The organism is Flagellimonas amoyensis (genome assembly GCF_003058265.1).
GTDB classification, from domain to species: Bacteria; Bacteroidota; Bacteroidia; order Flavobacteriales; family Flavobacteriaceae; genus Flagellimonas; species Flagellimonas amoyensis.
This window is the reverse complement of the sequence record NZ_QBUK01000001.1, coordinates 383,242-407,766: the sequence shown is the minus strand read 5'-3', so window position 1 is coordinate 407,766 and position 24,525 is coordinate 383,242. Positions and strand designations below refer to the sequence as shown.

Here is a 24,525-nt window from a genome sequence, read left to right as displayed (position 1 = left end):
TTCATGGAGCACATTGTCATCATCGGAAATGGAATCGCGGGAGTGACCGCGGCCCGGCACATCCGAAAGCTGTCCAACAAAAAAATCACCATCGTTTCCGCCGAAACGGATTATTTTTTCTCCAGAACCGCCCTGATGTACGTGTACATGGGCCACATGAAGTTTGAGCATACCCAACCCTACGAAAACGCATTTTGGAGAAAAAACAAGATCAACCTTGTCCGTGCATATGCCGAAACCATTGATACCCAAAACAAGAAGATCCATGTGAAGGGTCGCCCCACTAAATTTTACAACAAAAACATCCATGTCCCGACAGTGGATGGGGAATGGATCTCATACGACAAGCTGGTCATTGCCACGGGCTCCAAGCCCAACAAGTTTGGATGGCCCGGCCAGGACCTGGAGGGTGTCCAAGGATTGTATTCCAAGCAGGACCTTGACCTTTTGGAGCAAAATGCGCCCAACAACGACCGTTGTAAAAGGGCGGTGATCGTGGGTGGTGGGCTCATCGGCATCGAGTTGGCAGAAATGCTTCGGACACGTGACATCCCCGTCACTTTTTTGGTGCGGGAAAGTAGTTTTTGGAACGGTATTTTGCCCAAGGGCGATTCCCAAATGATCAATGAGCACATTCGGGAGCACCACATCGACCTTCGGTTGAATGCTTCTTTGAAGGAAATTGTTTCCGATGGGAACGGGAAAGTCAAATCGGTGATCATTGCTGAAACCGGGGAGGGAATCCCTTGCAATGTGGTAGGATTGACGGCAGGCGTGACGCCAAATATCGATTTTCTGAAAGGTTCCGGGATTGAACTGGGTCGTGGCGTGAAGGTGAACCGTTTTTTGGAGACCAGCATAGCCGATGTCTATGCCATTGGCGATTGCGCGGAACAGCAGGAGGCCATTGGCCACCGGAAACCCGTCGAAGCCGTTTGGTACACGGGCAGGATGATGGGCGAGGTACTGGCACAGACCCTTTGCGGCAACCGAATGGAGTACCGTCCGGGCCATTGGTTCAATTCGGCCAAATTTCTGGACATTGAGTACCAAACCTATGGTTGGGTGTTCCCCGAACGGAGGAAAAAGGACTCGGAAATCCATTTTCATTGGCGACATCCCCAGCAAAAAATCTGCATCACCGTAGCTTTCGACAAGGATGCCGAAACCTTTTTGGGCATCAATACCTTTGGTATCCGGATGCGGCATCAGGTCATCGACCATTGGTTGAACGAAAAAAGGGATATCGATTTTGTGATGGCCCATTTGGCAGATGCCAATTTTGATCCAGAATTCTACAAAGGATTTGAACCCGAGATTATTGCCAAATACAATACAGATCTGGGAAAATCCATCACCCTGAAAAAGAAAAGTCTTATACGAATATTTCAATAGGAAAAAATAACCCATGAACAGTAACACACACAACCCGAGCATGGCCCTGACCGGAGAACCTCCAAAAAGCCTGAGTACCGGCCAAAAAATGGCAACCCTTTTGGGAATGGCAGGACTTGGAATCCTGATGTTGGCCATGTTCAATGTCAATTTTCCCAACCAAACCTTTTGGTTGATCGTTTCGCTCTCTGCCATCAGCATTGGGACCCTTTGGTTTTCTTGGGATGCCTATGCCCAAAAATTGCCGGGCATCAAAAATGACGGCGTGTGGTTCAAGTCCATTTCCAACAGGGGTTTTTGGGCCTGGGTCGTTGGGTTGGCACTCACCGGTTTTTACATCGTGCTCTATTTTTATCCCGAATATCTTGGATTGGTGAGCGGTGGGGAAAACCGGGGCGTCATCGCGCTTTTTGATCCTTTGAGCCAATTGCTGAACGGTAATCCCGCCAGTCAATGGTTTGTGTATGGCACCTTGTACACTGTCGCCATTTTGATCTTTGGGGTAAAGTTCCTTTGGAAATACCGTCATAGCCGTTACCAACGATTGCGCACCTTGAGCGTGATGTTTTTCCAGACCGCCTTTGCTTTCATCATCCCGGAATTGATGGCACGTTTGAACGGCCATAAAATTTTGGATGGGGGAAGCCTGCCCTACTACGACCTCAAAAATGTATGGCCCCTCAACTATTATAATTTTGAAGGGTACCGCATTAAAGGGTTTCTCAGTTCTGGGGATATCGGTTTTGCGTTGCTGATCTTCGCCATCCTGTCCATTTTTGTGATCACCCCGATACTGACCTACAAATATGGAAAACGATGGTACTGTTCCTGGGTCTGTGGCTGCGGCGCACTTGCGGAAACTGCCGGGGATTCCTTTAGGCAACTCAGTGATAAATCCACTTTTGCCTGGAAAGTGGAACGTTGGGTGGTGCACAGCGTCGTCGTTTTTGTCACCTTGATGACCACGGCGGTGATTTACTCCTATTTGGGGACGGACACCAGCAAATATTGGCTCACCAAGAGCACTTTTTTGATAGGTGTGGCCGTGTTGCTCACCCTGGTTTTTGGCTGGGCAATGATTTTTAAAAGAGATCAGCTCCAGAAAGATGCCCAGTACGGTGCTATCGGGTATTTCGTCATCATTTTGGCCTTGATCGGGTTCCATTTTTTCAGTGGAGAGGAGCAGGTGTTCCTTTTCAAATCCGAGACCCTTCGGAAATCCTATTCCTTTTTGATCGGCAGTATTTTCTCGGGTGTCATCGGTACGGGGTTCTATCCCATTTTCGGGAGCAGGGTGTGGTGCCGGTTCGGTTGCCCCATGGCGGCCATTTTGGGCTTCCAGCAACGGTTGTTCTCCCGCTTTAGGATCACCACCAATGGCGGTCAGTGCATTTCCTGCGGTAACTGTTCCACCTATTGCGAAATGGGTATCGATGTGCGCGCCTATGCCCAAAAAGGCGAGAACATTGTCCGTGCCAGTTGTGTGGGTTGCGGTATCTGCTCTGCCGTATGTCCGCGGGGCGTACTCAAATTGGAGAACGGTCCGCTAAAGGGTCGGATAGACAGCAACCAGGTGCTTTTGGGGAACGATGTGGACCTCATGGCCTTGATCAATCAAAAATAACGGACAAAACATTTCCTTTACCTTCATTTTATGTGGATGAACCCTAAAAATCCATGGAAAAGTTTAGTTTTGGCCATTTCAAGCAAAAACTAGCTCTTCAGTGGCGGACATCAAGGTCATTATTCCTGCGATCAACGAAGGAGATTCTATCGGAAAGGTGGTTTCCGAACTGCCCAAACACGTATCCGAAATCGTAGTGGTGGACAATGGTTCCAAGGACGACACCGTTGCAAATGCACAGAAAGCTGGGGCCACTGTGATCACCGAAAACCGCAAGGGATATGGGTCTGCCTGCCTCAAAGGATTGAATTATATTTCCGAACAATCCAAAACACCCGACATCATCGTATTTATCGACGGAGATTATTCCGATTATCCCGAGGAGTTGGATAAGGTGGTCGCCCCGATCTTGGAAAATGAGGTGGATTTTGTGGTCGGTGCACGAACAAAAGCCCTTCGTGAACCCGGTTCGATGACCCCGCAACAGGTTTTCGGGAACCAATTGGCCACTTTTTTGATGAAATTGTTCTTTAGGTCAAGATTTACGGATTTAGGGCCATTTAGGGCAATTAAATATGAAAAGCTCAAAGAATTGGAAATGCAGGACACTACTTATGGATGGACCGTGGAAATGCAGTTAAAAATTTTAAGAAAAAAAATGACATATACCGAAGTACCAGTGCGTTATAAACGAAGAATTGGCGTCTCAAAAGTATCTGGTACGGTAAAAGGTACTATATTTGCAGGCATAAAAATATTGGGTTGGATCTTTAAATACAGTTTAAAATAATATGGGACTCACTATCGCTCTTATCATTGTTGCTATTTACAGTACAGCCTTGATTCTTATTTTCTTCTACAGTCTTGCCCAGTTGAACCTTTTGGTCAACTATCTGGGTTATAAAAGACGAAATGAGGAAGCCCCTAAATTCAACTTGTTAGATCCAAAGGAAATTCCCTTTGTCACCATCCAATTGCCCATCTACAACGAAGAGTATGTCATGGAGCGCTTGTTGGACAACATTGCAAAAATAGAATACCCCAAAAGCAAATTGGAGATTCAAGTTCTGGACGACTCCACCGACGACTCCGTCATCGAGACTGCACAAAGGGTAGAAGAGCTCCAAAAAACAGGACTCGACATACAACACATCCGCAGGGAGAACAGAAAAGGCTACAAGGCCGGGGCCCTTAAAGAAGGATTGGCGATTGCCAAAGGGGAGTTCATCGCCATATTCGACGCCGACTTCCTTCCCGAAAGTGATTGGTTGAAAAAGACAGTACCTTATTTTAAGGATAGTGAGATTGGTGTGGTGCAGACCCGCTGGGGACACATCAACCGCGACTACTCCACCTTGACCCGTATCCAAGCCTTTGCATTGGACGCCCACTTTACTTTGGAACAGGTGGGGAGAAACTCCAAAGGACACTTTATCAACTTCAACGGTACCGCTGGTATCTGGAGAAAACAATGCATCCTCGATGCAGGCAACTGGGAAGGTGACACCCTTACCGAAGATTTGGATTTGAGCTACCGTGCTCAGTTGAAAAACTGGAAATTCAAATATTTGGAAGATGTGGAGACGCCCGCCGAGCTTCCTGTTGTGATCAGTGCCGCCCGTTCCCAACAATTCCGTTGGAACAAAGGAGGGGCCGAAAACTTCAGAAAAACGGTTTGGAGCGTCATCAAGGCGAAGAACATTCCGTTCAAGACCAAGTTCCATGGTGTTATGCACCTCTTGAACAGCTCCATGTTCCTTTGTGTGTTCATCGTGGCTCTCTTGAGCATTCCCATGCTCTACATCAAAAATACCTACGGGCATTTGGGCTGGGTGTTCGAAGTGACCAGCTTCTTCATCGTCAGCACCATTATCCTGTTCATCTGCTATTGGTTCACCTACAAGAGTATCCAGGGCAGTAGTTTTGACAATTTTGTGGATTACATCAAACTCTTCTTTACCTTCTTCTCCGTGGCATTGGGCTTCTCTTTGCACAACACCGTGGCCGTTTTGGAAGGACACCTTGGGAAGCGAAGCGAGTTTGTACGTACCCCAAAGTTCAACATCAACAGCATTACAGACACTTGGAAGGGCAATAAATACTTGACCAAAAAGCTGTCTCCCAACATGATCTTGGAATTTGCCCTGATGGTCTATTTCCTATTCGGAATGTACAGCGCGGTTCCCTTGAACGACTACGGATTGTTCCCTTTCCACTTGATGTTGTTCCTAGGCTTCGGATTTGTGTTCTTTAAATCCTTGACATCCAAGGCTTAAAAACATGCTCTCTTACTGGCGACTGCATAAATACCCGATACTTTTTGTTATCGGCTCCGTGTTGTTCTACGCCAGTTTTGCCTATGACCTTGTCCGTACCGATTTCCTGAAACTTTTCATGCTCTTTGCGGCACTGTTCTTTCTTTGCCACAAGATCATGCAGTTTGAAAAATGGAACTTCAATTTCCTATTGGTCACCGGAATTTTGTTCCGGTTGGTGTTCCTCGTGGCCGAACCCAATCTCTCCCAAGACTTTTTCCGTTTCATATGGGATGGGGAACTCATAAAAAATGGCATCAACCCTTATCTGCACACCCCGGACCAACTTATGGAGCAGGGCAATGTGCCCATAGCCAATGCGGACGAGCTCTATGCCGGCATGAGTGAACTCAATGCAAAGCATTATAGCAATTACCCCCCAGTGAACCAATTGTTCTTTGCGCTGGCGGCCCTTTTGGGAGGCGGGAGCATCCTCGGTTCCATCATCGTAATGCGATTGACCATTATCCTTGCAGACCTTGGCATCCTGTACTTTGGCAGAAAACTGTTGAAAAACCTCAACCATGCCGACCACATGGCGTTTTGGTACCTTTTGAACCCCTTGGTGATCATAGAACTCACAGGAAACCTGCATTTTGAGGGCATCATGTTGTTCTTTTTTGTGTGGTCCCTCTACCTCATCTCGAAAAAACAATGGCTGTGGGCCGCACCTGTCTATGCAGTTTCCATCATGGTGAAACTGGTGCCCCTTTTGCTCCTGCCCATGTTCCTCAAATACCTGGGAATCAAAAAAAGTGTGATTTTCTATGGTGTGGTAGGTATTTCCAGCGCCCTCATGCTGTACCCTTTTTATTCCTCTTTTTTTATTGACCATTATTCGGAGACTGTTGGGCTCTGGTTTTCCAATTTTGAGTTCAATGCAAGTGTGTACAATGTGGTCAAAAAAATTGCCGTGGAACACTACGAGGCCAAGCCTTGGGAACTCATAGAGGCTTATGGCTCCATGATCATCAAGGCCATGCTTGTGGTCGTATTGTTGATTGCCCTTCTTCGGAAAAACCAGAAATTACAAACAGTGATCAGCTCAATGGTCTTGGCCCTGGCGTGCTACTATTTTCTATCCAGCACGGTCCATCCTTGGTATGTGGTGTTCCTGTTGGGAATCGCCATTTTCACGGAATATCGGTTTGTATTGGTCTGGTCGTTTGCCGTCATCCTGAGTTATTATGCCTATACCGACCCGGACTATACGGAAAATCTTTGGCTACTGGCCGTTGAATACATTTTGGTGATTGGCTTCTTTCTTTATGAAATGATGGCCAAAGGGCCAAAAAAGTTATATTTCTTCAAAAAATGACCCTCAATCACGGGTCTATTCGGATTAATTTGTACTTTTATACCATAATGAAAGGACAAGAATACATATCATTTACACTGAGCGTTCCAACGCCCATCAGTCCATTTTCTCCTCGTCGCCGCCCGTAAGGGTGCAAAATTATCTATGGAAATAGGTGAGTCCATTTCCGCAAAAACCAACAACTTTTTTTAATAATTTTTATCAGTCTATACGCTTGCAATGGAAATTGTAATTGCCAACGAATCACATTTTAAATACGCACAGATCATCTGTGACACCATCGCGGAATCGGCCAAGATCAGAGGGACCGGTATTGCCAAACGCACTCCTGAATACATCATGAAACGGTTACAGAACGGGAATGCCATCATTGCTTTGGATGGTGATAAATTTGCCGGGTTCTGCTATATCGAGGTCTGGGGCAACAAGGATTTTGTCGCCAACTCCGGATTGATCGTACACCCCGATTACAGGAACCAAGGATTGGCCAAACAGATCAAAAAAGCCGTTTTTGACCTGTCCCGGAAAAAATTCCCCGATGCCAAGATCTTTGGGATCACCACTGGTTTGGCCGTGATGAAAATGAACTACGAGCTGGGGTACAAACCTGTTACCTTTTCCGAGCTTACGGACGATCCCGAATTCTGGAAGGGCTGTCAGACCTGCAAAAACTTTGACATCCTGACCCGAACAGAACAGAAAATGTGCCTCTGCACCGGAATGCTGTACGACCCCAACGCCAAAAAAGTAGAAGAACCCAAAAAATTGAACAGCAAGGCATTCCAAAGACTGAAGCAGATCAAGGAAACCCTTTTTCTTAAAAAGAAACAAAAGTAAGTGTCCCCTTGAGGGGACTTTAGGGGTGTAAAAAAACACCCATGATACATAAACATCGTTTTCCATTCTTTGGGAACAAAGACAAAATAAATTCGAATGAAAAAATTAGTATTGGCCTATAGCGGCGGATTGGACACTTCCTATTGTGCAAAATACCTATCCCAGGATGAAGGCTTTGAAGTCCATGCCGTGAGTGTGAACACCGGTGGGTTCAGCAAAGCTGAAATCGAAGAAATCGAAAAAAAGGCCCTGGCATTGGGCGCCTCCACCTATACTTCCATCAACGCCATCAACACCTTCTATGACAAGGTGGTAAAATACCTCATCTTCGGAAACGTGTTGAGAAACAATACCTACCCCCTTTCCGTGAGTGCCGAACGGATCGTTCAGGCCATCGAGATCGTGAACCATGCCAAAAAAGTGGGTGCCAAATATATTGCCCACGGCAGCACAGGTGCCGGAAACGACCAAGTACGGTTCGATATGATCTTCCAGATCTTGGCACCGGACATCGAGATCATCACCCCCATACGTGACAAAAAACTGGCCAGGGAAGTGGAAATCGAGTACCTGCAGAAAAACGGGATCGATTATTCTTGGGAAAAGGCCAAATATTCCATCAACAGGGGACTTTGGGGTACCTCAGTGGGTGGTTCCGAAACCTTGACCTCCCATCTGTCCCTACCGGAAAATGCATTTCCGAGCCAATTGGAGAAAGAGCTTCCAAAAGAACTGAAGCTGACCTTCAGCAAAGGAGAATTGGTGGCCGTTGATGGGGAAAAGGGCACTCCAGTGGCCAACATTGAAAAACTTGCAGAAATCGCTTCCAAATACGCCATCGGAAGGGACATCCACGTGGGCGACACCATCATCGGGATCAAGGGAAGGGTCGGTTTTGAGGCCGCTGCCCCATTGATTATCATCAAAGCGCACCATTTGTTGGAAAAACATACCTTGAGCAAATGGCAGCAATACCAAAAAGAGCAAATGGGCAATTTCTATGGCATGTTGCTCCATGAAGGCAACTATCTGGACGAAGTGATGCGGAACATCGAGGCATTTCTGACTGATACCCAAAAGCACGTTTCCGGGGATGTGTACCTGACGCTACACCCCTACCGATTTGAACTGAACGGAATCTCATCCAAGCACGACCTCATGAACGCTTCCTTTGGAAGTTATGGGGAAATGAACAAAGGATGGACCGCAGATGATGCCAAAGGGTTCATCAAGATCTTGTCCAATTCGGGCAAAATTGCGAACCATGTAAATCAAGACCATGATTAAAGCGGGAATCATAGGAGGTTCTGGATATACGGGCGGGGAACTGATCCGAATATTGCTCAACCATCCTAACGCCAAAATCGATTTTGTGTATAGTACCACGAGGGCCGGAAAACCTATTGCTTCGGCACACCAAGATCTTTTGGGACTGACCGATCTTACATTTTCCGGAGAGATCAATCCGGCTGTTGATGTGGTCTTTTTGTGTTTGGGCCATGGCAATTCTACCTCATTTTTGAGCGAACATGCATTCTCGGCAAGTACCAAGATCATCGACCTCAGCAACGATTTCAGACTGCAGGCCGATTCCACCTTCAACGGCAAACGTTTCATTTATGGACTTCCCGAATTGAACAGGTCTGCCATTGCATCTGCCGAGGCCATTGCCAATCCCGGATGTTTTGCCACCGCGATACAACTGGGTCTGTTGCCCTTGGCAAAGGCCAATCTGTTGGCAAATGAAGTGCATGTGAATGCCGTGACGGGAAGTACAGGAGCCGGCGTAGGCCTGTCCGACACCTCCCATTTTAGCTGGAGGAACAACAACGTTTCGTGGTACAAACCCTTTACCCACCAACATTTGGGGGAAATTGGGGAAAGTCTCAAGTCCTTCGGCAACAATGTGGGCAAGCTGCTGTTTTTGCCAAACCGGGGAAATTTCACCAGAGGTATTCTGGCCACGTCCTATACCCATTTTGAAGGTTCCTTGGACGAAGCCAAAAAATTGTATTCGGATTTTTATGCCGATGCCGTCTTCACCCATATGTCCGAAGCGGAAATCCATTTGAAACAAGTGGTGAACACCAACAAGTGCCACATCCATTTGCACAAGCATGAGGACCTTTTGTTGGTGACCTCTGCCATTGACAATTTGTTGAAAGGTGCCTCTGGACAAGCGGTACAGAACATGAACCTGATGTTCGGTTTTCCCGAGACCGAAGGTCTATTGTTAAAAGCGGGGGTATTTTAAAAATTGTGTCACCCTGAGCGCAGTCGAAGGGTCACTACTTTAATGTAAGATAGATTTTTGCGTGTACAGGAATCAATAATAAGAAAACCATGAAAATAGCGATCATAGGAGCAGGAAATTTGGGACTGGCCATTGCCAAAGGGATTTTGCACACCAACGGGGCCACCACCATGTACCTGACCAAAAGGAATACCAAGGGCATCAAGGATTTTGAGAAATATGGAAACGTCACGGTCACCTCGGACAACCTAGAGGCCGTAAAAAATTCCGACATCCTCATCTTTGCCGTACAGCCGGGCCACTTTGCCTCCATTTTGGAACAGAGCAAGGAGCTCCTTACCGAAAAACATGTGATCATCAGCACCATCACGGGTTTTGGCATCGCCAGGATCGAAAGTATCATCGGTGCCGATAAGTTCATCATCCGCAGTATGCCCAACACGGCCATTTCCGTGGGCAAATCCATGACCTGTATCTGCAGCAACGAACTGGGCAAAAAACGGGTAGATCTGGCCAAGGCCATTTTTAACCGGATGGGACACACCATGGAAATTCCCGAAGAGCAAATGCAGGCCGCCACGGTGATCTGTGCAAGCGGTATCGCCTTTTGGATGCGCTTGATCCGTGCCACGACCCAAGGGGCCATCCAGTTGGGATTCGATGCCAAGGAAGCCCAGGAGCTCGCCATGCACACCTGTAACGGAGCTGCAAGCCTGTTGATCGAATCCGGTAGCCATCCCGAAGAGGAAATCGATAGGGTGACCACGCCAAGGGGCTGCACCATAGAAGGACTGAACGAAATGGAGCATCAAGGGCTCAGCTCTTCCCTCATCAGGGGCATTGTGGCCTCCTACGAAAAAATCAGCCAGATCAAAAAAGGATAAAACATTCGACCATGATCGAGACGACAAACAAAAAGACCATGAAACTATTCGACGTTTACCCCCTATATGACGTGACCCCGGTATCGGCAAAGGGCATTGAAGTCTGGGACGACAAAGGACAAAAATACCTGGATTTCTATGGTGGTCATGCCGTGATTTCCATTGGGCATACCCATCCCCATTACGTAAAGCGCATCGAGGATCAATTGGAAAAAATCGCTTTTTACAGCAATTCCGTGCAAAATCCGGTTCAAGAAGCATTGGCCGAAAAACTGGGAAAAGCATCAGATTGCGAAAATTATACCCTATTCATGTGCAATTCCGGGGCGGAGGCCAATGAAAATGCACTGAAAATGGCTTCGTTCCACACCGGAAAGGCAAAGGTCATTGCCTTCAGGAACAGTTTCCATGGCAGGACGTCCGCTGCCGTTGCCACCACGGACAACCCGAAGATCAATGCCCCCATCAACCTGCAACAGGAAGTGACCTTTCTGCCCTTGAACGATTTTGATGCGTTTGAAAAAGCCATCGCATCGGAAGGATACTGTGCCGTGATCTTGGAAGCGATCCAAGGCGTGGGCGGTCTTGACGAACCCACCACCAAGTTCTACCAATTCATCGCCGAAAAATGCAAGGAGAATGGCGTGGTCCTTATCGCGGACGAGGTACAGTCCGGTTATGGGCGAAGCGGAAAATTCTTTGCGTTCCAGCACCATTCGGACACTGAGCGGAGTCGAAGTGTCCAACCCGATATCATTTCCATCGCGAAAGGAATGGGGAATGGTTTTCCAGTGGGCGGTATTTTGATCCATGAATCTTTTGAAGCTTCCTACGGTCTTTTGGGCACCACCTTTGGTGGAAACCATTTGGCCTGTGCCGCGAGTTTGGCCGTTTTGGAGGTTTTGGAAGATGAAAATCTCGTGGACAATGCCGCAGAACTTGGCATCTATTTTAGAACAAAGGCGGCGGCCGTTCCCGAAATCATCAAGGTGAAAGGCCGGGGACTCATGATCGGACTGGAGTTTGATTTTGAAGTGGCCGACCTGCGCAAAAAACTGATCTATGATCATTATATGTTCACCGGGAGTGCCAACAACAAAAAACTGCTACGGTTTTTGCCCGCACTCAACATCACCAAGGAACACATAGACCTATTTTTTGAAGCCCTCCAAAAAGCATTGAAATGAAACATTACCTGTCCATAAACGATATTGACTCCCTCCCCGATTGGGTGGATGAAGCGATCAACCTCAAAAAAGACCCTTATCAGTTTGAAGGTTTGGGCAAACGTAAAACCTTGTGCCTGCTGTTTTTCAACAACAGCCTTAGAACCCGTTTGAGTACCCAAAAAGCGGCCATGAACCTCGGCATGGAGGTCATGGTGATGAATTTTGGCAGCGAAGGTTGGGCCCTGGAGTACGGAGATGGGACCATTATGGACAAAGGTACCTCGGAACACATCAAGGAAGCCGCACAAGTGGTCTCCCAATATTGTGACATTGTGGCCATCAGGGCTTTTGCCGGTTTGGAGGACAAGATAAAGGACGAAGCGGAGGAAGTGATCAATGGATTTGCCAAATATGCTTCCATCCCCGTGGTGAACATGGAAAGTTCCGTGGGGCATCCGCTCCAAGCGTTGGCAGATGCCATCACCTTGGCCGAGAACAAGACCAAGGACCGGCCCAAGGTCGTGCTGTCCTGGGCACCACACCCAAGGGCGTTGCCCCATGCCGTGGCCAATTCGTTCGTGGAAATGATGAAACGCCAAGATGCGGAATTTGTGATCACGCATCCCGAAGGATATGAACTGAACCCAGAGATCACCCAAGGGTGCCGGATAGAACATGATCAGGACAAGGCCTTGGAGAATGCAGATTTTGTATATGTGAAGAACTGGAGCAGTTATACAGATTATGGAAAAATCGTGAGCAAGGACCCCAACTGGACCATGACCAAACAAAAATTGGGCACGGCCAAATTCATGCACTGTTTGCCTGTCCGCAGAAATGTGGTGGTTGAAGATGCCGTGTTGGACGGAACACAATCCTTGGTGGCCCAACAAGCCAAAAACCGGATCTATTCGGCACAAATCGTCTTGAAAAAAATCTTGGAAAATCTATGACCCAGTCCCGATGAGGCCAGACACATTAAAAATCAACATATAAAATGAAACAAAAGTTATCCGTAGTTAAAATAGGAGGCAATCTCATCGAAGACCCCAAGGGATTTGAACATGTCTTGGACCTGTTTTCCAAAATGCACGGAAACAAGATCTTGGTCCATGGCGGTGGCAACAAAACCACTGAAATGAGCCAAAAAATGGGTATTGAACCTAAAATGATCAACGGAAGAAGAATCACGGACGCCGATACCTTGGACATTGCCATCATGATCTATGGCGGGCTTGTCAGCAAAAAGATAGTGGCCAAGCTCCAGGCTTTGGGCACTGATGCCATCGGGATGAGTGGTGCGGATGCCAATGCCATCAGGGCCCACAAAAGGCCTGTCATCAAAGTGGATTTTGGTCTTGTGGGCGATGTGGACTCCGTTAATGCCTATGGCATCTTCAAATTGCTCCAAGCAGGGTTCACCCCTATTTTTTGTGCCCTTACGCACGATGGACAGGGACAGTTGCTAAATACCAATGCCGATACCATTGCCGCAGAACTTGCCATTGCCATGTCCGATCAGTTCGACACCACGCTTTACTATTGTTTTGAGAAGAAAGGTGTGCTACAGGATATTGAAGATGAAAACTCGGTGATTCCCCATATCGATTCCAAAGGCTACGATGAACTTTTGGCCTATGGCATCATCTCCGATGGAATGCTTCCCAAAATGCACAATTGCTTCTACGCACTCAAGAACAACGTTTCCAAAGTCTGCGTGGGCAACAGTGGCATGCTCGAAGCCGGAAATCCTGAATACACAACGCTGACCTTATGAAATTGACCCAAGAAACATTGACCGAAAAGGCCATTGCGCTGCTGAAGCAACTCATTTCCATTCCTTCCTTTTCCGGGGAAGAGGACAAAACAGGAGATGCCATTGAAGCCTTCTTGCAGGGTTTTGACATACAAACGGAACGCCAATATCACAACATCTACGCTTTCAACAAGTATTTTGATGAAAGCAAACCCACCCTATTGCTCAACTCGCACCACGATACCGTAAAACCGAACAGCGCCTACACCAAAGACCCTTTTCATCCGCATGTTGAAGATGGGAAATTGTATGGTTTGGGCAGCAACGATGCGGGCGGATGTTTGGTTTCTCTTCTGGCCACTTTCGTCCATTTTTATGATAAGGAAGGATTGAGCCACAACATCATCATGGCAGCCACAGCGGAAGAAGAAGATGCCGGGGATAAAAGTTTAAGGGGTCTGTTGCCCATCCTCCCAAAAATTGATGTGGCCGTGGTGGGAGAACCCACTTTGATGGACCTTGCCATTGCCGAAAAGGGCCTCGTCGTTTTTGATACCGTGGTGGAAGGCACCCCTTCACATGCCGCGCATCCGAACGACAACAACTCCATTTACAACACCATATCCGTGTTGCAATGGTTCAAGGACTACAGATTTGAAAAGATTTCCGAAGCCTTGGGTGAAGTCAAGATGACCGTTACCCAAATCAATGCCGGAAAACAACACAATGTGGTACCCGCACAGGTGGATTTGGTAGTGGACGTTCGGGTGAACGACTGTTATACCAACCAAGAAATTGCAGATATGCTGCAACGGGAGGCCCCCTGCAAAATGACACCTCGATCATTGCGATTGAATTCGTCCTGCATTGACCCTAATCACGACTTGGTAAAAAGTGGTCTGGCCTTGGGCAGAAAAACCTATGGTTCCCCTACCTTGTCCGATCAGGCGGCATTGACTTGCCAATCGGTAAAACTAGGACCTGGCGACAGCACGCGTTCCCACTCCGCCAACGAATTCATTTTTGTGGATGAGATTGAGGAAGGAATCACTTTATATATTAAAATATTAGAAGGTTTTCTGAAAAAATAAAACACAAATACAAGTTTCAAGCACCAAAACCCTGTACTTGAACTTGACAATTGAACTTGAATTATTCAATATGAAACTCTGGGACAAAGGTTTTAGCACCGATAAAAAAATAGACCATTTTACCGTGGGCAACGACCGCGAACTAGATCTGGTACTCGCCAAATATGATGTGATCGCCTCTACCGCACATGCCAAAATGCTGGGCAAGGTGGGATTGATCACCGAAGAGGAAGCCAAGGACTTGGTAAAGGCGTTGGGTGAAATCGGCAAGGATATCGAAAAAGGGAACTTTACCATTGAAAACGATTTTGAGGACATGCATTCCAAGATCGAATTTATCCTGACCGAAAAATTGGGTGATACCGGCAAAAAAATACACTCGGCGCGATCCAGGAACGACCAGGTTTTGGTGGCCATGCAATTGTACCTGAAGGAAGAACTTACCGAAATCAAAGAACAGGTGAAATCCCTGTTCGACCTGTTGATGGATTTGGCCGAAAAGCATCAAAAAGTGTTGTTGCCCGGTTACACCCACCTTCAGATTGCGATGCCCTCCTCCTTTGGACTTTGGTTTTCCGCCTATGCCGAAAGCTTGATCGATGATCTGTACTTTGTACAGGCCGCCCATAAGATCGCGAACCAAAACCCGTTGGGAAGTGCTGCTGGTTACGGAAGTTCCTTCCCCATAGACCGAACGTTCACCACTGCGGAAATGGGTTTTGAAACTTTAAAATTTAACGTTGTGGCCGCCCAAATGGGACGTGGAAAGGTGGAAAAGGCCGCTGCTTTTGGCATTTCCAGCGTGGCCGCCACCCTATCCAAAATGGCGATGGACATCTGCCTGTACATGAGCCAGAACTTTGATTTTATTTCGTTCCCGAACGAACTCACCACGGGCAGCAGCATCATGCCGCACAAGAAGAATCCCGATGTGTTCGAGTTGATCCGTGCCAAGTGTAACCGAATCCAAGCGGTGCCCAACCAACTCACTTTGATCACCAACAATTTGCCCAGTGGCTATCACCGTGACCTGCAATTGGTAAAAGAAGTGATTGTACCCGCTTTGCAGGACATGCAAGCCTGTTTGGAACTGATGACTTTTAGTTTGAAGGAAATCAAAGTCAACCCCAAGATTTTGGACGACCCCAAATACGATTACCTTTTTAGTGTGGACACCTTGAACGAGCTCGTAAAAAGTGGAATGCCGTTCCGGGATGCCTATAAAACTATGGGCAAGGCCATTGAAAATGGCAATTTCAAACCCAAAAGAGATATTGAACATACGCACGAGGGTAGTTTAGGGAATCTGTGTTTGGAGCAAATTAAAGCCAAAATGGAAGTCGCACTAAAATCATGACTCTTTTCTTTTCATAGGCATATAGCCTAAAAACCATCAACCCAAAAAGGCCATTCATCAATTGGTTTGGGGCATCTGTCAATTTGCATCAAATTGACAGATGAAGTTTTATATTTTAGAATCTACATACATGATCAATAATGAAAAACCATTATTACCTACTCATGATTTGTTTTTTTCTAGCATGTTCGGATGATAGTGAGGTTTCGAGTCATGATCCCCCTGTCCAAGCGGATATCGACATTTATACCCTCCCTATAGTAGTGCATATTATCCATAATGGTGAAGAAGTTGGCGAAGGAACTAATTTATCCATTGAACGGATAATGAAACAGGTTGAAATATTAAATGAGGATTTTCGCAAAAAAAAGGATACCAGAGGTTATAACAATCACCCTGACGGTGATGACGCAAAAATACAATTTGTCCTGGCAAAACAAGACCCAGATGGAAATCCCACAAATGGTATCGTAAGAAAACAAATCAGTACGGTACCAGACCATGTCCCCAACTCAGAGTATCATAGTTTCGCCTATCTGAGTTATTGGGATTCTGACCACTATATAAATATTTGGACCGCACCATATCCCGAAAGTATGGTTGAAATTTTACTTGGGAAATCTACAGGGCCGGAAACCGACTTGCCAGGCATTTATATATTGCCTGAACCCGACAACATAGAGGGAATAATCATTAATTGGGCCGTATTTGGGGAATCAGATTTTGATACCATCCACAATCTGGGGAGAACACTTACCCATGAAATGGGACATTATCTTGGACTTATGCACACATGGGGGTCTGGAGATTGTGAATTAAACGACTATTGTGAAGACACTCCCGCAGTTGACCACGTGGTATGGGCCGCTTCGCCTTATTTAGGATGTCAAGATGAAGAAGTCCAGGTTGCCAATTATATGAACTATTCTCCTGATGATGTCATGAATATGTTTACAAAAGACCAAATTGGTAGAATGCGCTACGTTCTTGAAAACAGTCCCAGAAGGAATTCATTGTTAACTTCAAAAGGATTGGATAACCCAAAATAACCCAGTTAGGATTTGTTAGCTAGATAGGCTACACTATACCCCATTTCCTTCTTGATCCATGTCGTTCGCAAAAATCATTAAGACCTTTACTTTAAATTAGGTATCTTGAACCGTCAATTCTAGTGGTTTAGTCATACAACAAAGAATCCTGACTTCCCTTCTGGCTTTTGCCTTGGTTTGCTTTATCGCAAACGCCCAAGATATTATATCCCAAAACTTGTAAATCGTTCCCTTGAATTTGACGAAAAGCTCCCCAAAAGCCTCATCCATAAACTCAAAAGGGGTATCCATCAATTGGCGGCATCCGCATTGGTCGGTTTAACACATCTTTGTTTTTCAAATCTTACCAATGCATTGAAAAATTATGAGTAACCTACTTAAATCTTATATTAAACAAAAACATAGGGAATACCGGAAAAAAAGAAAGGAAAGAATATTTAAAGGAAACATTGTCCACTGCACCATTTGCAATTCCGAGTACAGGGAATTTGGCCCCTTTGGCAAAAAGAAAAGGAAGAATGCAAAATGCCATAATTGCGGTTCATTGGAAAGGCACCGATTGGTTTGGGAGTATATTCAAGATAGAAAACTGATCAACAAACCAATGCGTTTGCTACACTTTGCTCCTGAAAAAGTTTTTTATGGTATTTTTTCAGAAATGCCCGAGATAGATTACTTCCCATGTGATCTACATCCAAACATATACGACTACAACGGTAAAACCAAAGTCAGGAAGGCCGATATCACCAACATTCCTTTCCCTAACGACCATTTTGATTTTATTCTGTGCAACCATGTGTTGGAGCATATTCCGGATGACGCTCTGGCCATGTCGGAACTGTACCGGGTAATGAAACCAAATGGTATGGGCATATTCCAAGTTCCCATTGATTACAGTCTTGACACAACTTATGAAGATTTTTCCATAACCTCTCCCAAAGCAAGTTTAAAGGCATTTGGAAGACGTGACCATGTAAGATGGTATGGTAAAGATTATAAAGATCGATTGAAAAAGGCTGGTTTTGAGGTTATGGAGGATCCTTTTGTGGATTCGTTCTCGGAAGAAGACCAGTTTAAATATGGGTTTGACACCACAGAGCTGATCTACCTTTGTAAAAAAACTGTTTAGGGGGAATAATGCGTACGGAAGAAATACGTAAACCCCACAAAAAATCACCACAGCTCTTGCCCAAAATTGTATCTTGAACCATCAACTCATGTGGTTTCGTTATGCAACAAAGAATTTTGACCTCCCTTCTGGCATTTGCCTTGGTTTCTCTCTTGGGAAATGCCCAAGATCTGTATCCAAAAAATGAACAGGTAGATATCCAAAACTATGTTTTCGGACTTAGTCTAAACGATGAAAACAACGAAATAAAAGGTGAAGCCGAGATCACGGTTTCCTTCAAATCCGGAGCAGTTCCATTTGCCTTGGACCTTATTCAAAAATCGGGGGAATTTGGCATGGAAGTCACCGAGGTTTTGGAAGGAAAAGCACTTGCCAATTATTCATACACCAATGACAAGATCAATATTGTTTCATCTGCACCCGCTGGTAAAACCTTAACATATACCGTAAAATACCACGGTGTTCCCGAGCGTGGCCTGGTCATTTCGAGTACCAAATTTGGAAATCGTTCCTTTTTTGGGGACAACTGGCCCAATTTGGCGCGGCACTGGCTTCCGTCCGTGGACCATCCGTACGACAAGGCCAGTGTGGAGTTCCGGATAACCGCTCCCGACCATTACGATGTAGTGGCGACCGGCAAAAAACAGGAAGAGAGCCATCTGGAAAACGGTTACAAGCTCACCACATACCAAGAACCGGCCCCTGTGGCCACCAAGGTGATGACCATCGGGGTAACCGAATTTGCGTCTAGGTTTCTTGGTGAGGTCCATGATATCGAGGTCTCCGCTTGGGTGTATCCACAGAACCGTTTGGAAGGTTTTGGCGATTATTCGGTCGCGACAAACGTGCTGGACTACTTTATCAACCACATTGGGCCCTATTCGTATGCCAAATTGGCCAACATGCAGGCCAAAACGCAATGGGGCGGACTGGAAAATGCGGGCACCATCGCCTATTTTGAAAATTCCGTGACCGGGAACAAGACCGTGGAGCCCTTGATCGCCCATGAAATCGCCCACCAATGGTTCGGCAATTCGGCCACAGAGAAAAGCTGGAACCATGTTTGGCTCAGCGAAGGATTTGCCACCTATTTCTGTATTCTTTATCTGGAAAGCGTATATGGCGATGAGCGAAGAAAAGAGGAATTGGCCATTGACAAAAAAGAAATCTTTGAGTATTACCTCAAAAATCCATCCCCGATCGTGGACCTTACCATCCAAGACCCGATGAAGGTACTGAGTACCAACACCTACCAAAAAGGGGGTTGGGTACTGAACATGCTCCGCCATAAGTTAAGTGAAGATACTTTTTGGAAAGGCATCCGAAAGTATTATGCCACCTACCAAAACAGCAATGCCCTCACCGACGATTTCCGCCATGTGATGGAAGAGGTATCGGGGCAAAATCTGGAAGCTTTTTTCCAGCAATGGCTGTTCACCAAAGGTCACCCCCAACTCAAATGGAACTGGGAATACAAAAAAGGGAAGGTCATTCTCCATTTAGAGCAAATGCAGGAGCACCATGTGTTCCAATTTCCTTTGGAAGTTGGTGTGGTAAAGGATGGGCAAACCATCATTGAAACCATACAACTGGACGAACGTTCCAAAAGTTTTGAGATCAAGGCCAAGGACCGCCCCGATTCCGTGGTATTGGACCCCAATCAATGGACCTTGTTCGAGGAGATGGGGAAATTATAGCCTTGGTCATTCCGGAACCTTCTTTGGTCCTTCTAAAAATATCTATTTGATAATTAGATTGAGGAAAATTGGGTTCATTGTTAAAAAACAAAGTAAATTATTACATTTACGGCACTGAACAAACCATGAACAACCTCCACCTGACCACTTCCGTTTCCATAGCATTTGCTATGCTTTTTTGTACGTTCGTCCTTGCGCAAAAGAAAAATGCCGAATTCAAAATCCATCTGTACCAAACTGACGAAACTTTCACCATTGATGGTATCGGCAACGAAGCTACTTGGCAAAAGGCAGAGGCCGCCCAAGACTTTTTTATGGTATTACCGATGGACGACCGTAAGGCCACCCAGCCTTCAGAGGTAAAAATGGCCTATGACGACAGGCAACTCTATCTATTGGCCACATTTTTTAAAACACCTGGAAATACCTATGTGGTGGAATCGCTCCGTAGGGACTTCTCCTTTGGGGGAAACGATAATTTTTTGTTGTTCATGGACCCGTTCAATAACCAGACCACTGGGTTCAGTTTTGGGGCCAACGCCTATGGTGCACAATGGGACGGGACCATGTTCAATGGTGGCAGTGTTGACCTGAACTGGGACAGCAAATGGGTATCGGAAGTGCAGAACTATGAAGACAAATGGGTGGTGGAAATGGCCATTCCCTTTAAATCCATCCGATACGAAAAAGACGTCCGGGAATGGGGTGTCAATTTTTCTCGATTGGACCTAAGTACCAACGAAAAATCGAGTTGGACGCCCATACCCCGACAGTTCCCAACAGCTTCGCTGGCCTATACCGGCACCATGGTCTGGGACAAACCACCTCCAAAACAGGGCCTCAACTATTCCATTATTCCCTATGTATTGGGAACAGTGGGCAATTCGAGTATCGAAAATCTGTCGTTCGATGACGAGTTTAAGGTTGGGGGCGATATCAAATTGGGATTGACTTCTTCCTTGAACCTCGACCTGACCATCAATCCGGATTTTTCGCAAGTTGAAGCTGACCGACAAGTGGCCAACTTGACCCGTTTTGAACTTTTTTTCCCAGAAAGACGGCAGTTTTTCCTTGAAAATGCGGACCTCTTTGCCAGTTTTGGCTATGATGAAATCCGACCGTTTTTCTCCCGCAGGATCGGACTGGGTGTGCCCATTATTGCAGGAGCTAGGGTCAGCGGAAACCTGAACCGCAATCTACGTATGGGTGTTCTGAACATGCAAACGGATAAACTGGAAGAAACAGGGCTCCCCAGTCATAATTTTGCCGTACTCTCCCTGCAACAAAAGGTGTTCTCCCGTTCCAATATCGGGTTGATGTTCGTGAACAAAGAATCACTGGATTACAATGCCCTCTCCGATAGCTTACGCACACAGTATACCAAATTCAACCGGAACTTAGGTTTGGAGTACAACCTTGCCTCTGGCGACAATACCTATAACGGAAAGCTTTTCATGCTGAAATCGTTTGGCCCCAATGATTCTTATAACGGTATTGCCCAAGGTGCCCATTTGGCCTATAGCAGTCGAAACTGGAACTGGCGGGTGCAACAGGAATATATTTCTGAAGACTATACCTCGGAGGTGGGTTTTGTGCCCCGGAACAACTATCTCAAATTTGAGGGTTCGGTAGGATACCAATTCCTGCCTGCTAGTGAAAAAGTAGTGAGCCACGGCCCGCAGTACACCGGTTATTATTATTTCAACCCAAACATGAACGCTACGGATTATGTGTCCATTGTAGGCTATGGTGTCGATTTTATGGACCGCAGTTCACTGAGTGTTGATGTTTTTAACGAATATGTACGGTTGCTTGCTCCTTTTGACCCTACCAACACAGGCCAAGAGCAACTGGCCGCGGGTACCCGCCACCACTGGAACGGTGTATACTTGTCCTACAATTCGCGACCCAAAAGTTTGTTCACCTATAATCTAACTACTCGATTGGGCCGGTATTTCGCCAACGGGTACCGTACCAATTTGAACGCTGAACTGGGGTATCGATTTCAGCCTTATGTGAGTTTGGGTGCTGTATTGAGTTATAACAATTTAGATTTGCCAGCCCCATGGTACACTACGGATTTTTGGTTGGTGGGTACGGAGGCGGACATCACCTTTACCAACAAATTGTTCTGGTCCACACTACTGCAGTACAATGAGCAGAACAACTATTTTGGCATCAACTCGCGATTGCAATGGCGCTACGCTCCTGCTTCCGACCTTTTTTTGGTGTTCAACAACAATGAGCAGCTCTCCCCTCTTGAAGGGAACCTATGGTCGTTGACGCTCAAGTTTACGTATTGGTTCAACCGATAATACACAAATATTCGCCAATTGAAGACTCAAGGTGAGCAAGTATTTCCCTTTTAAATTGATAGCTTTTACACTTCTCTCTTTAGGGATAGGGTAGCAATCAAAATGTTCAAAAAATAAGCCACTTGCCCTAATACAAATCCTCCTAAGCTCAAAATAAAGAATCCTTGCGCCACCGGTAATCGATTCATCTGTTCGGGCCCATGGGTTCCTTGGTAATATACGAGGACGGGCAAAAGGACAAAAGGCAAAATGCTGAGGATTACATGCGCCCAATGGGGCCATTTGTAGAGCTTGACGCCTTTTTTTGAGACTATCCAATAGCCTAGACCGCAAAGGGCAAACCAAATACCAAACAGCAGGAAGAAATCGAAGTAGGCCACCACATAATAGGTGTCATGGACGTTGACATCTATCAGGCTTTGGTCCGAAAAAACATAAAAATAGAATGCCAAGGCAAAAAATACCAAGGACAACATCCAAAATCTGATATGGTATCCTAAACCCTTCAACCCTTTATTTGATCATTTTCAGATTGATGACCTCCTGTTCGGTAAGGTGTCGCCAGTGGCCCCTTGGTAAGTCTTTTTTGGTGAGTCCAGCATAAATGACACGGTCCAGTTTCACGACCTCGTATCCCAAATGCTCAAAAATCCGACGTACAATTCGGTTTCGTCCGCTGTGGATTTCCACCCCGATTTCCTTTTTGGGTGAGCCTTGGATAAAACTGATGCTGTCCACCTCTATGGGACCATCCTCCAGTTCCAGACCTGCCTCGATCTTGTGCAGATCCGCCAAGCTCAAGCCCTGGTCCAAATGCACGTGATAGATCTTTCGGACACCGTGTTTGGGATGGGTCAGTTTTTTGGTCAGGTCACCATCATTGGTAAAGAGCAAAAGCCCTGTTGTGTTACGGTCCAATCGGCCAACGGGCAGCAATCGCGCCTTTGTGGCACTGGAAATCAATTCCATTACGGTTCGTCTTCCCTTTTCATCACTGGTGGTGGTGATAAAGTTCTTGGGTTTGTTCAAAAGGATATATTCTTTCTTTTCCGGATTAAGGCGCTTGCCATCAAAACGGACATCATCGGAGCGTTTTACCTTGTAGCCCATTTCGGTAACGGGCTTTCCGTTTACCGTAACATTTCCTGCTGCAATAAACGTATCGGCTTCCCTTCGGGAACAGATGCCAGCATTGGCGATGAACCTGTTCAATCGAATTTCATCGGGATTGGATTTTTTCTGGGGTGTGACAGGTTTTTGTTTGTTGATAGGTTTCTTGGAAAAGGGTTTTCGTTGACCTTCTCCTTGGTCCCTTCGGTTACCGGAAGGCCTATTGCTTCGGTTATTGTCTGATTTCGCCATCAGTCATCAATTTTTTGCAAATGTAGTCTTTTTCAGTTCCAAAAAACCACTGTACCAAAGAATTACAGAATACGGTTCAATACCAAATCCAAATCGATCAGAAGGATACTGAAAACCCCTGCCACGATAATGAATTTCAATATATTGTGCAGCCACACATAATGTATTTTGCTCCCTGATATCCACAAGAGCACCAAGAATAGCACCAACAGGGCAATACAGGCCATAAAGTAGAGATACATGTACCCCACATCGAACGTTTTGATGAGCAATAGGGCCGGTACAAGGGTCAGTACAATCAAGAAAGTGATGATGGATTTGGACACTTTGGGACCGTAGATAATGGGAATGGTCCGGTAGTTTTGGGCCATATCGCCCGCCATGTTCTCCAGATCTTTGATCATCTCACGGGCCAAAATCAGCAAAAATAGGAACATGGCATGCACAAAGATCACTGTCTTAAAATTTTGGTAGTACACGAACACCACAAAAAATGGGGCAATGGCCAAGGTGGACGAGACCAGGTTGCCCACGAAAGGAATCCGTTTGAGCTTGTGCGAATAGAACCAAATGCCAAAAATATAGGCCGAAAAGAACAGCACCGCCTTAAAGGAGATATAACTGGCCACGAACACTGCCAAAAAATTGAGGATGAAGTAGGTCGTCAGCTTAAAACGCTGGCTCACCAAACGGTCCAACATACTCTTTGTGGGTTTGTTGATCAAATCCTTTTCCGCATCATAGAAATTGTTGATGATGTATCCACTGGCAATGGTAAGGGCCGATGCGGTGACAATTAGAAAGAGGTTTAGGTCAAACACCACTTCCCGAAGGGGGATGTCCGGCGACAGGATATAGATGGACGCCAAGTACTGCGCCAAGGTGATCATCAAAATGTTATAGCCCCTCACCACGGAAAACAGACTCAATAGCTTAAAAAGCAAGAGTTTGTTTTTTCTATTAAGCATGGGTT

Annotated in this window: 21 protein-coding genes; 18 read left to right on the top strand and 3 right to left on the bottom strand. The window is 46.1% G+C overall.

Annotated elements, in window-relative coordinates; translation table 11 throughout:
• The first annotated feature begins 3 nt into the window (after window positions 1-3).
• The 18 genes from DB398_RS01695 (at window position 4) to DB398_RS01610 (ending at window position 22,190) form a co-directional block, all read left to right on the top strand.
• Window positions 4-1,395 (top strand): NAD(P)/FAD-dependent oxidoreductase, encoded by a 1,392-nt coding sequence (locus DB398_RS01695; RefSeq protein WP_108422655.1) that lies wholly within the window; start codon window positions 4-6, stop codon window positions 1,393-1,395.
• Window positions 1,396-1,408: 13 nt separating this feature from the next.
• Complete coding sequence (locus DB398_RS01690) at window positions 1,409-3,019, top strand: 4Fe-4S binding protein (protein ID WP_108422654.1); 1,611 nt, start codon at window positions 1,409-1,411, stop codon at window positions 3,017-3,019.
• Between the two features lie 100 nt (window positions 3,020-3,119).
• Window positions 3,120-3,809: a glycosyltransferase family 2 protein gene (locus tag DB398_RS01685; RefSeq protein WP_108422653.1), complete on the top strand. Its 690-nt coding sequence runs from the start codon at window positions 3,120-3,122 to the stop codon at window positions 3,807-3,809.
• 1 nt (window position 3,810) lies between these two features.
• Window positions 3,811-5,295, top strand: coding sequence for a cellulose synthase family protein (locus tag DB398_RS01680; protein WP_108422652.1), 1,485 nt, complete (start codon window positions 3,811-3,813; stop codon window positions 5,293-5,295).
• A 4-nt stretch (window positions 5,296-5,299) separates the two neighbouring features.
• Window positions 5,300-6,652, top strand: a complete 1,353-nt coding sequence (locus DB398_RS01675) for an MptA/MptB family glycosyltransferase (RefSeq protein ID WP_108422651.1) — start codon at window positions 5,300-5,302, stop codon at window positions 6,650-6,652.
• Window positions 6,653-6,871: 219 nt separating this feature from the next.
• Window positions 6,872-7,489 (top strand): GNAT family N-acetyltransferase, encoded by a 618-nt coding sequence (locus DB398_RS01670; protein WP_108422650.1) that lies wholly within the window; start codon window positions 6,872-6,874, stop codon window positions 7,487-7,489.
• Between the two features lie 96 nt (window positions 7,490-7,585).
• Window positions 7,586-8,776: an argininosuccinate synthase gene (locus tag DB398_RS01665; RefSeq protein ID WP_108422649.1), complete on the top strand. Its 1,191-nt coding sequence runs from the start codon at window positions 7,586-7,588 to the stop codon at window positions 8,774-8,776.
• A complete protein-coding gene (gene argC / locus DB398_RS01660) occupies window positions 8,769-9,743 on the top strand; it encodes an N-acetyl-gamma-glutamyl-phosphate reductase (protein WP_108422648.1) in 975 nt (324 codons plus the stop codon). The genes DB398_RS01665 and argC overlap by 8 nt, the downstream gene beginning before the upstream one ends.
• An 89-nt stretch (window positions 9,744-9,832) precedes the next feature.
• Entirely contained in the window at window positions 9,833-10,627 is a 795-nt protein-coding gene (gene proC, locus DB398_RS01655; protein WP_072875795.1) for a pyrroline-5-carboxylate reductase, read from the top strand.
• Window positions 10,628-10,665: 38 nt separating this feature from the next.
• Entirely contained in the window at window positions 10,666-11,814 is a 1,149-nt protein-coding gene (locus DB398_RS01650; protein WP_108422829.1) for an aspartate aminotransferase family protein, read from the top strand.
• A complete protein-coding gene (locus DB398_RS01645; RefSeq protein ID WP_108422647.1) occupies window positions 11,811-12,749 on the top strand; it encodes a Rossmann-fold NAD(P)-binding domain-containing protein in 939 nt (312 codons plus the stop codon). Before DB398_RS01650 ends, DB398_RS01645 begins: the two co-directional genes overlap by 4 nt.
• A gap of 44 nt (window positions 12,750-12,793) precedes the next feature.
• Window positions 12,794-13,573 carry an acetylglutamate kinase gene (argB, locus tag DB398_RS01640; protein WP_108422646.1) on the top strand — a complete coding sequence of 260 codons (780 nt, stop codon included), beginning with the start codon at window positions 12,794-12,796 and terminating at the stop codon, window positions 13,571-13,573.
• Window positions 13,570-14,643: a M20 family metallo-hydrolase gene (locus tag DB398_RS01635; RefSeq protein ID WP_108422645.1), complete on the top strand. Its 1,074-nt coding sequence runs from the start codon at window positions 13,570-13,572 to the stop codon at window positions 14,641-14,643. The genes argB and DB398_RS01635 overlap by 4 nt, the downstream gene beginning before the upstream one ends.
• A gap of 70 nt (window positions 14,644-14,713) precedes the next feature.
• A complete protein-coding gene (argH, locus tag DB398_RS01630) occupies window positions 14,714-16,000 on the top strand; it encodes an argininosuccinate lyase (RefSeq protein ID WP_108422644.1) in 1,287 nt (428 codons plus the stop codon).
• 140 nt (window positions 16,001-16,140) lie between these two features.
• Window positions 16,141-17,049 carry a M43 family zinc metalloprotease gene (locus tag DB398_RS01625; protein WP_108422643.1) on the top strand — a complete coding sequence of 303 codons (909 nt, stop codon included), beginning with the start codon at window positions 16,141-16,143 and terminating at the stop codon, window positions 17,047-17,049.
• Between the two features lie 604 nt (window positions 17,050-17,653).
• Entirely contained in the window at window positions 17,654-18,178 is a 525-nt protein-coding gene (locus DB398_RS01620) for a class I SAM-dependent methyltransferase (protein WP_159076279.1), read from the top strand.
• Between the two features lie 101 nt (window positions 18,179-18,279).
• A complete protein-coding gene (locus tag DB398_RS01615) occupies window positions 18,280-19,875 on the top strand; it encodes a M1 family metallopeptidase (protein WP_108422641.1) in 1,596 nt (531 codons plus the stop codon).
• Window positions 19,876-20,000: 125 nt separating this feature from the next.
• Window positions 20,001-22,190, top strand: coding sequence for a DUF5916 domain-containing protein (locus DB398_RS01610; RefSeq protein ID WP_108422828.1), 2,190 nt, complete (start codon window positions 20,001-20,003; stop codon window positions 22,188-22,190).
• 65 nt (window positions 22,191-22,255) lie between these two features.
• Here DB398_RS01610 and DB398_RS01605 read toward each other — a convergent pair whose 3' ends face one another.
• The 3 genes from DB398_RS01605 to DB398_RS01595 all read right to left on the bottom strand — a co-directional run bounded on the left by DB398_RS01605 (window position 22,256) and on the right by DB398_RS01595 (window position 24,520).
• Window positions 22,256-22,666 carry a hypothetical protein gene (locus DB398_RS01605; protein ID WP_108422640.1) on the bottom strand — a complete coding sequence of 137 codons (411 nt, stop codon included), beginning with the start codon at window positions 22,664-22,666 and terminating at the stop codon, window positions 22,256-22,258.
• 37 nt (window positions 22,667-22,703) lie between these two features.
• Window positions 22,704-23,552, bottom strand: coding sequence for a pseudouridine synthase (locus DB398_RS01600; protein WP_108422639.1), 849 nt, complete (start codon window positions 23,550-23,552; stop codon window positions 22,704-22,706).
• A gap of 62 nt (window positions 23,553-23,614) precedes the next feature.
• Window positions 23,615-24,520 (bottom strand): geranylgeranylglycerol-phosphate geranylgeranyltransferase, encoded by a 906-nt coding sequence (locus tag DB398_RS01595; RefSeq protein WP_108422638.1) that lies wholly within the window; start codon window positions 24,518-24,520, stop codon window positions 23,615-23,617.
• Window positions 24,521-24,525 lie beyond the last annotated feature (5 nt).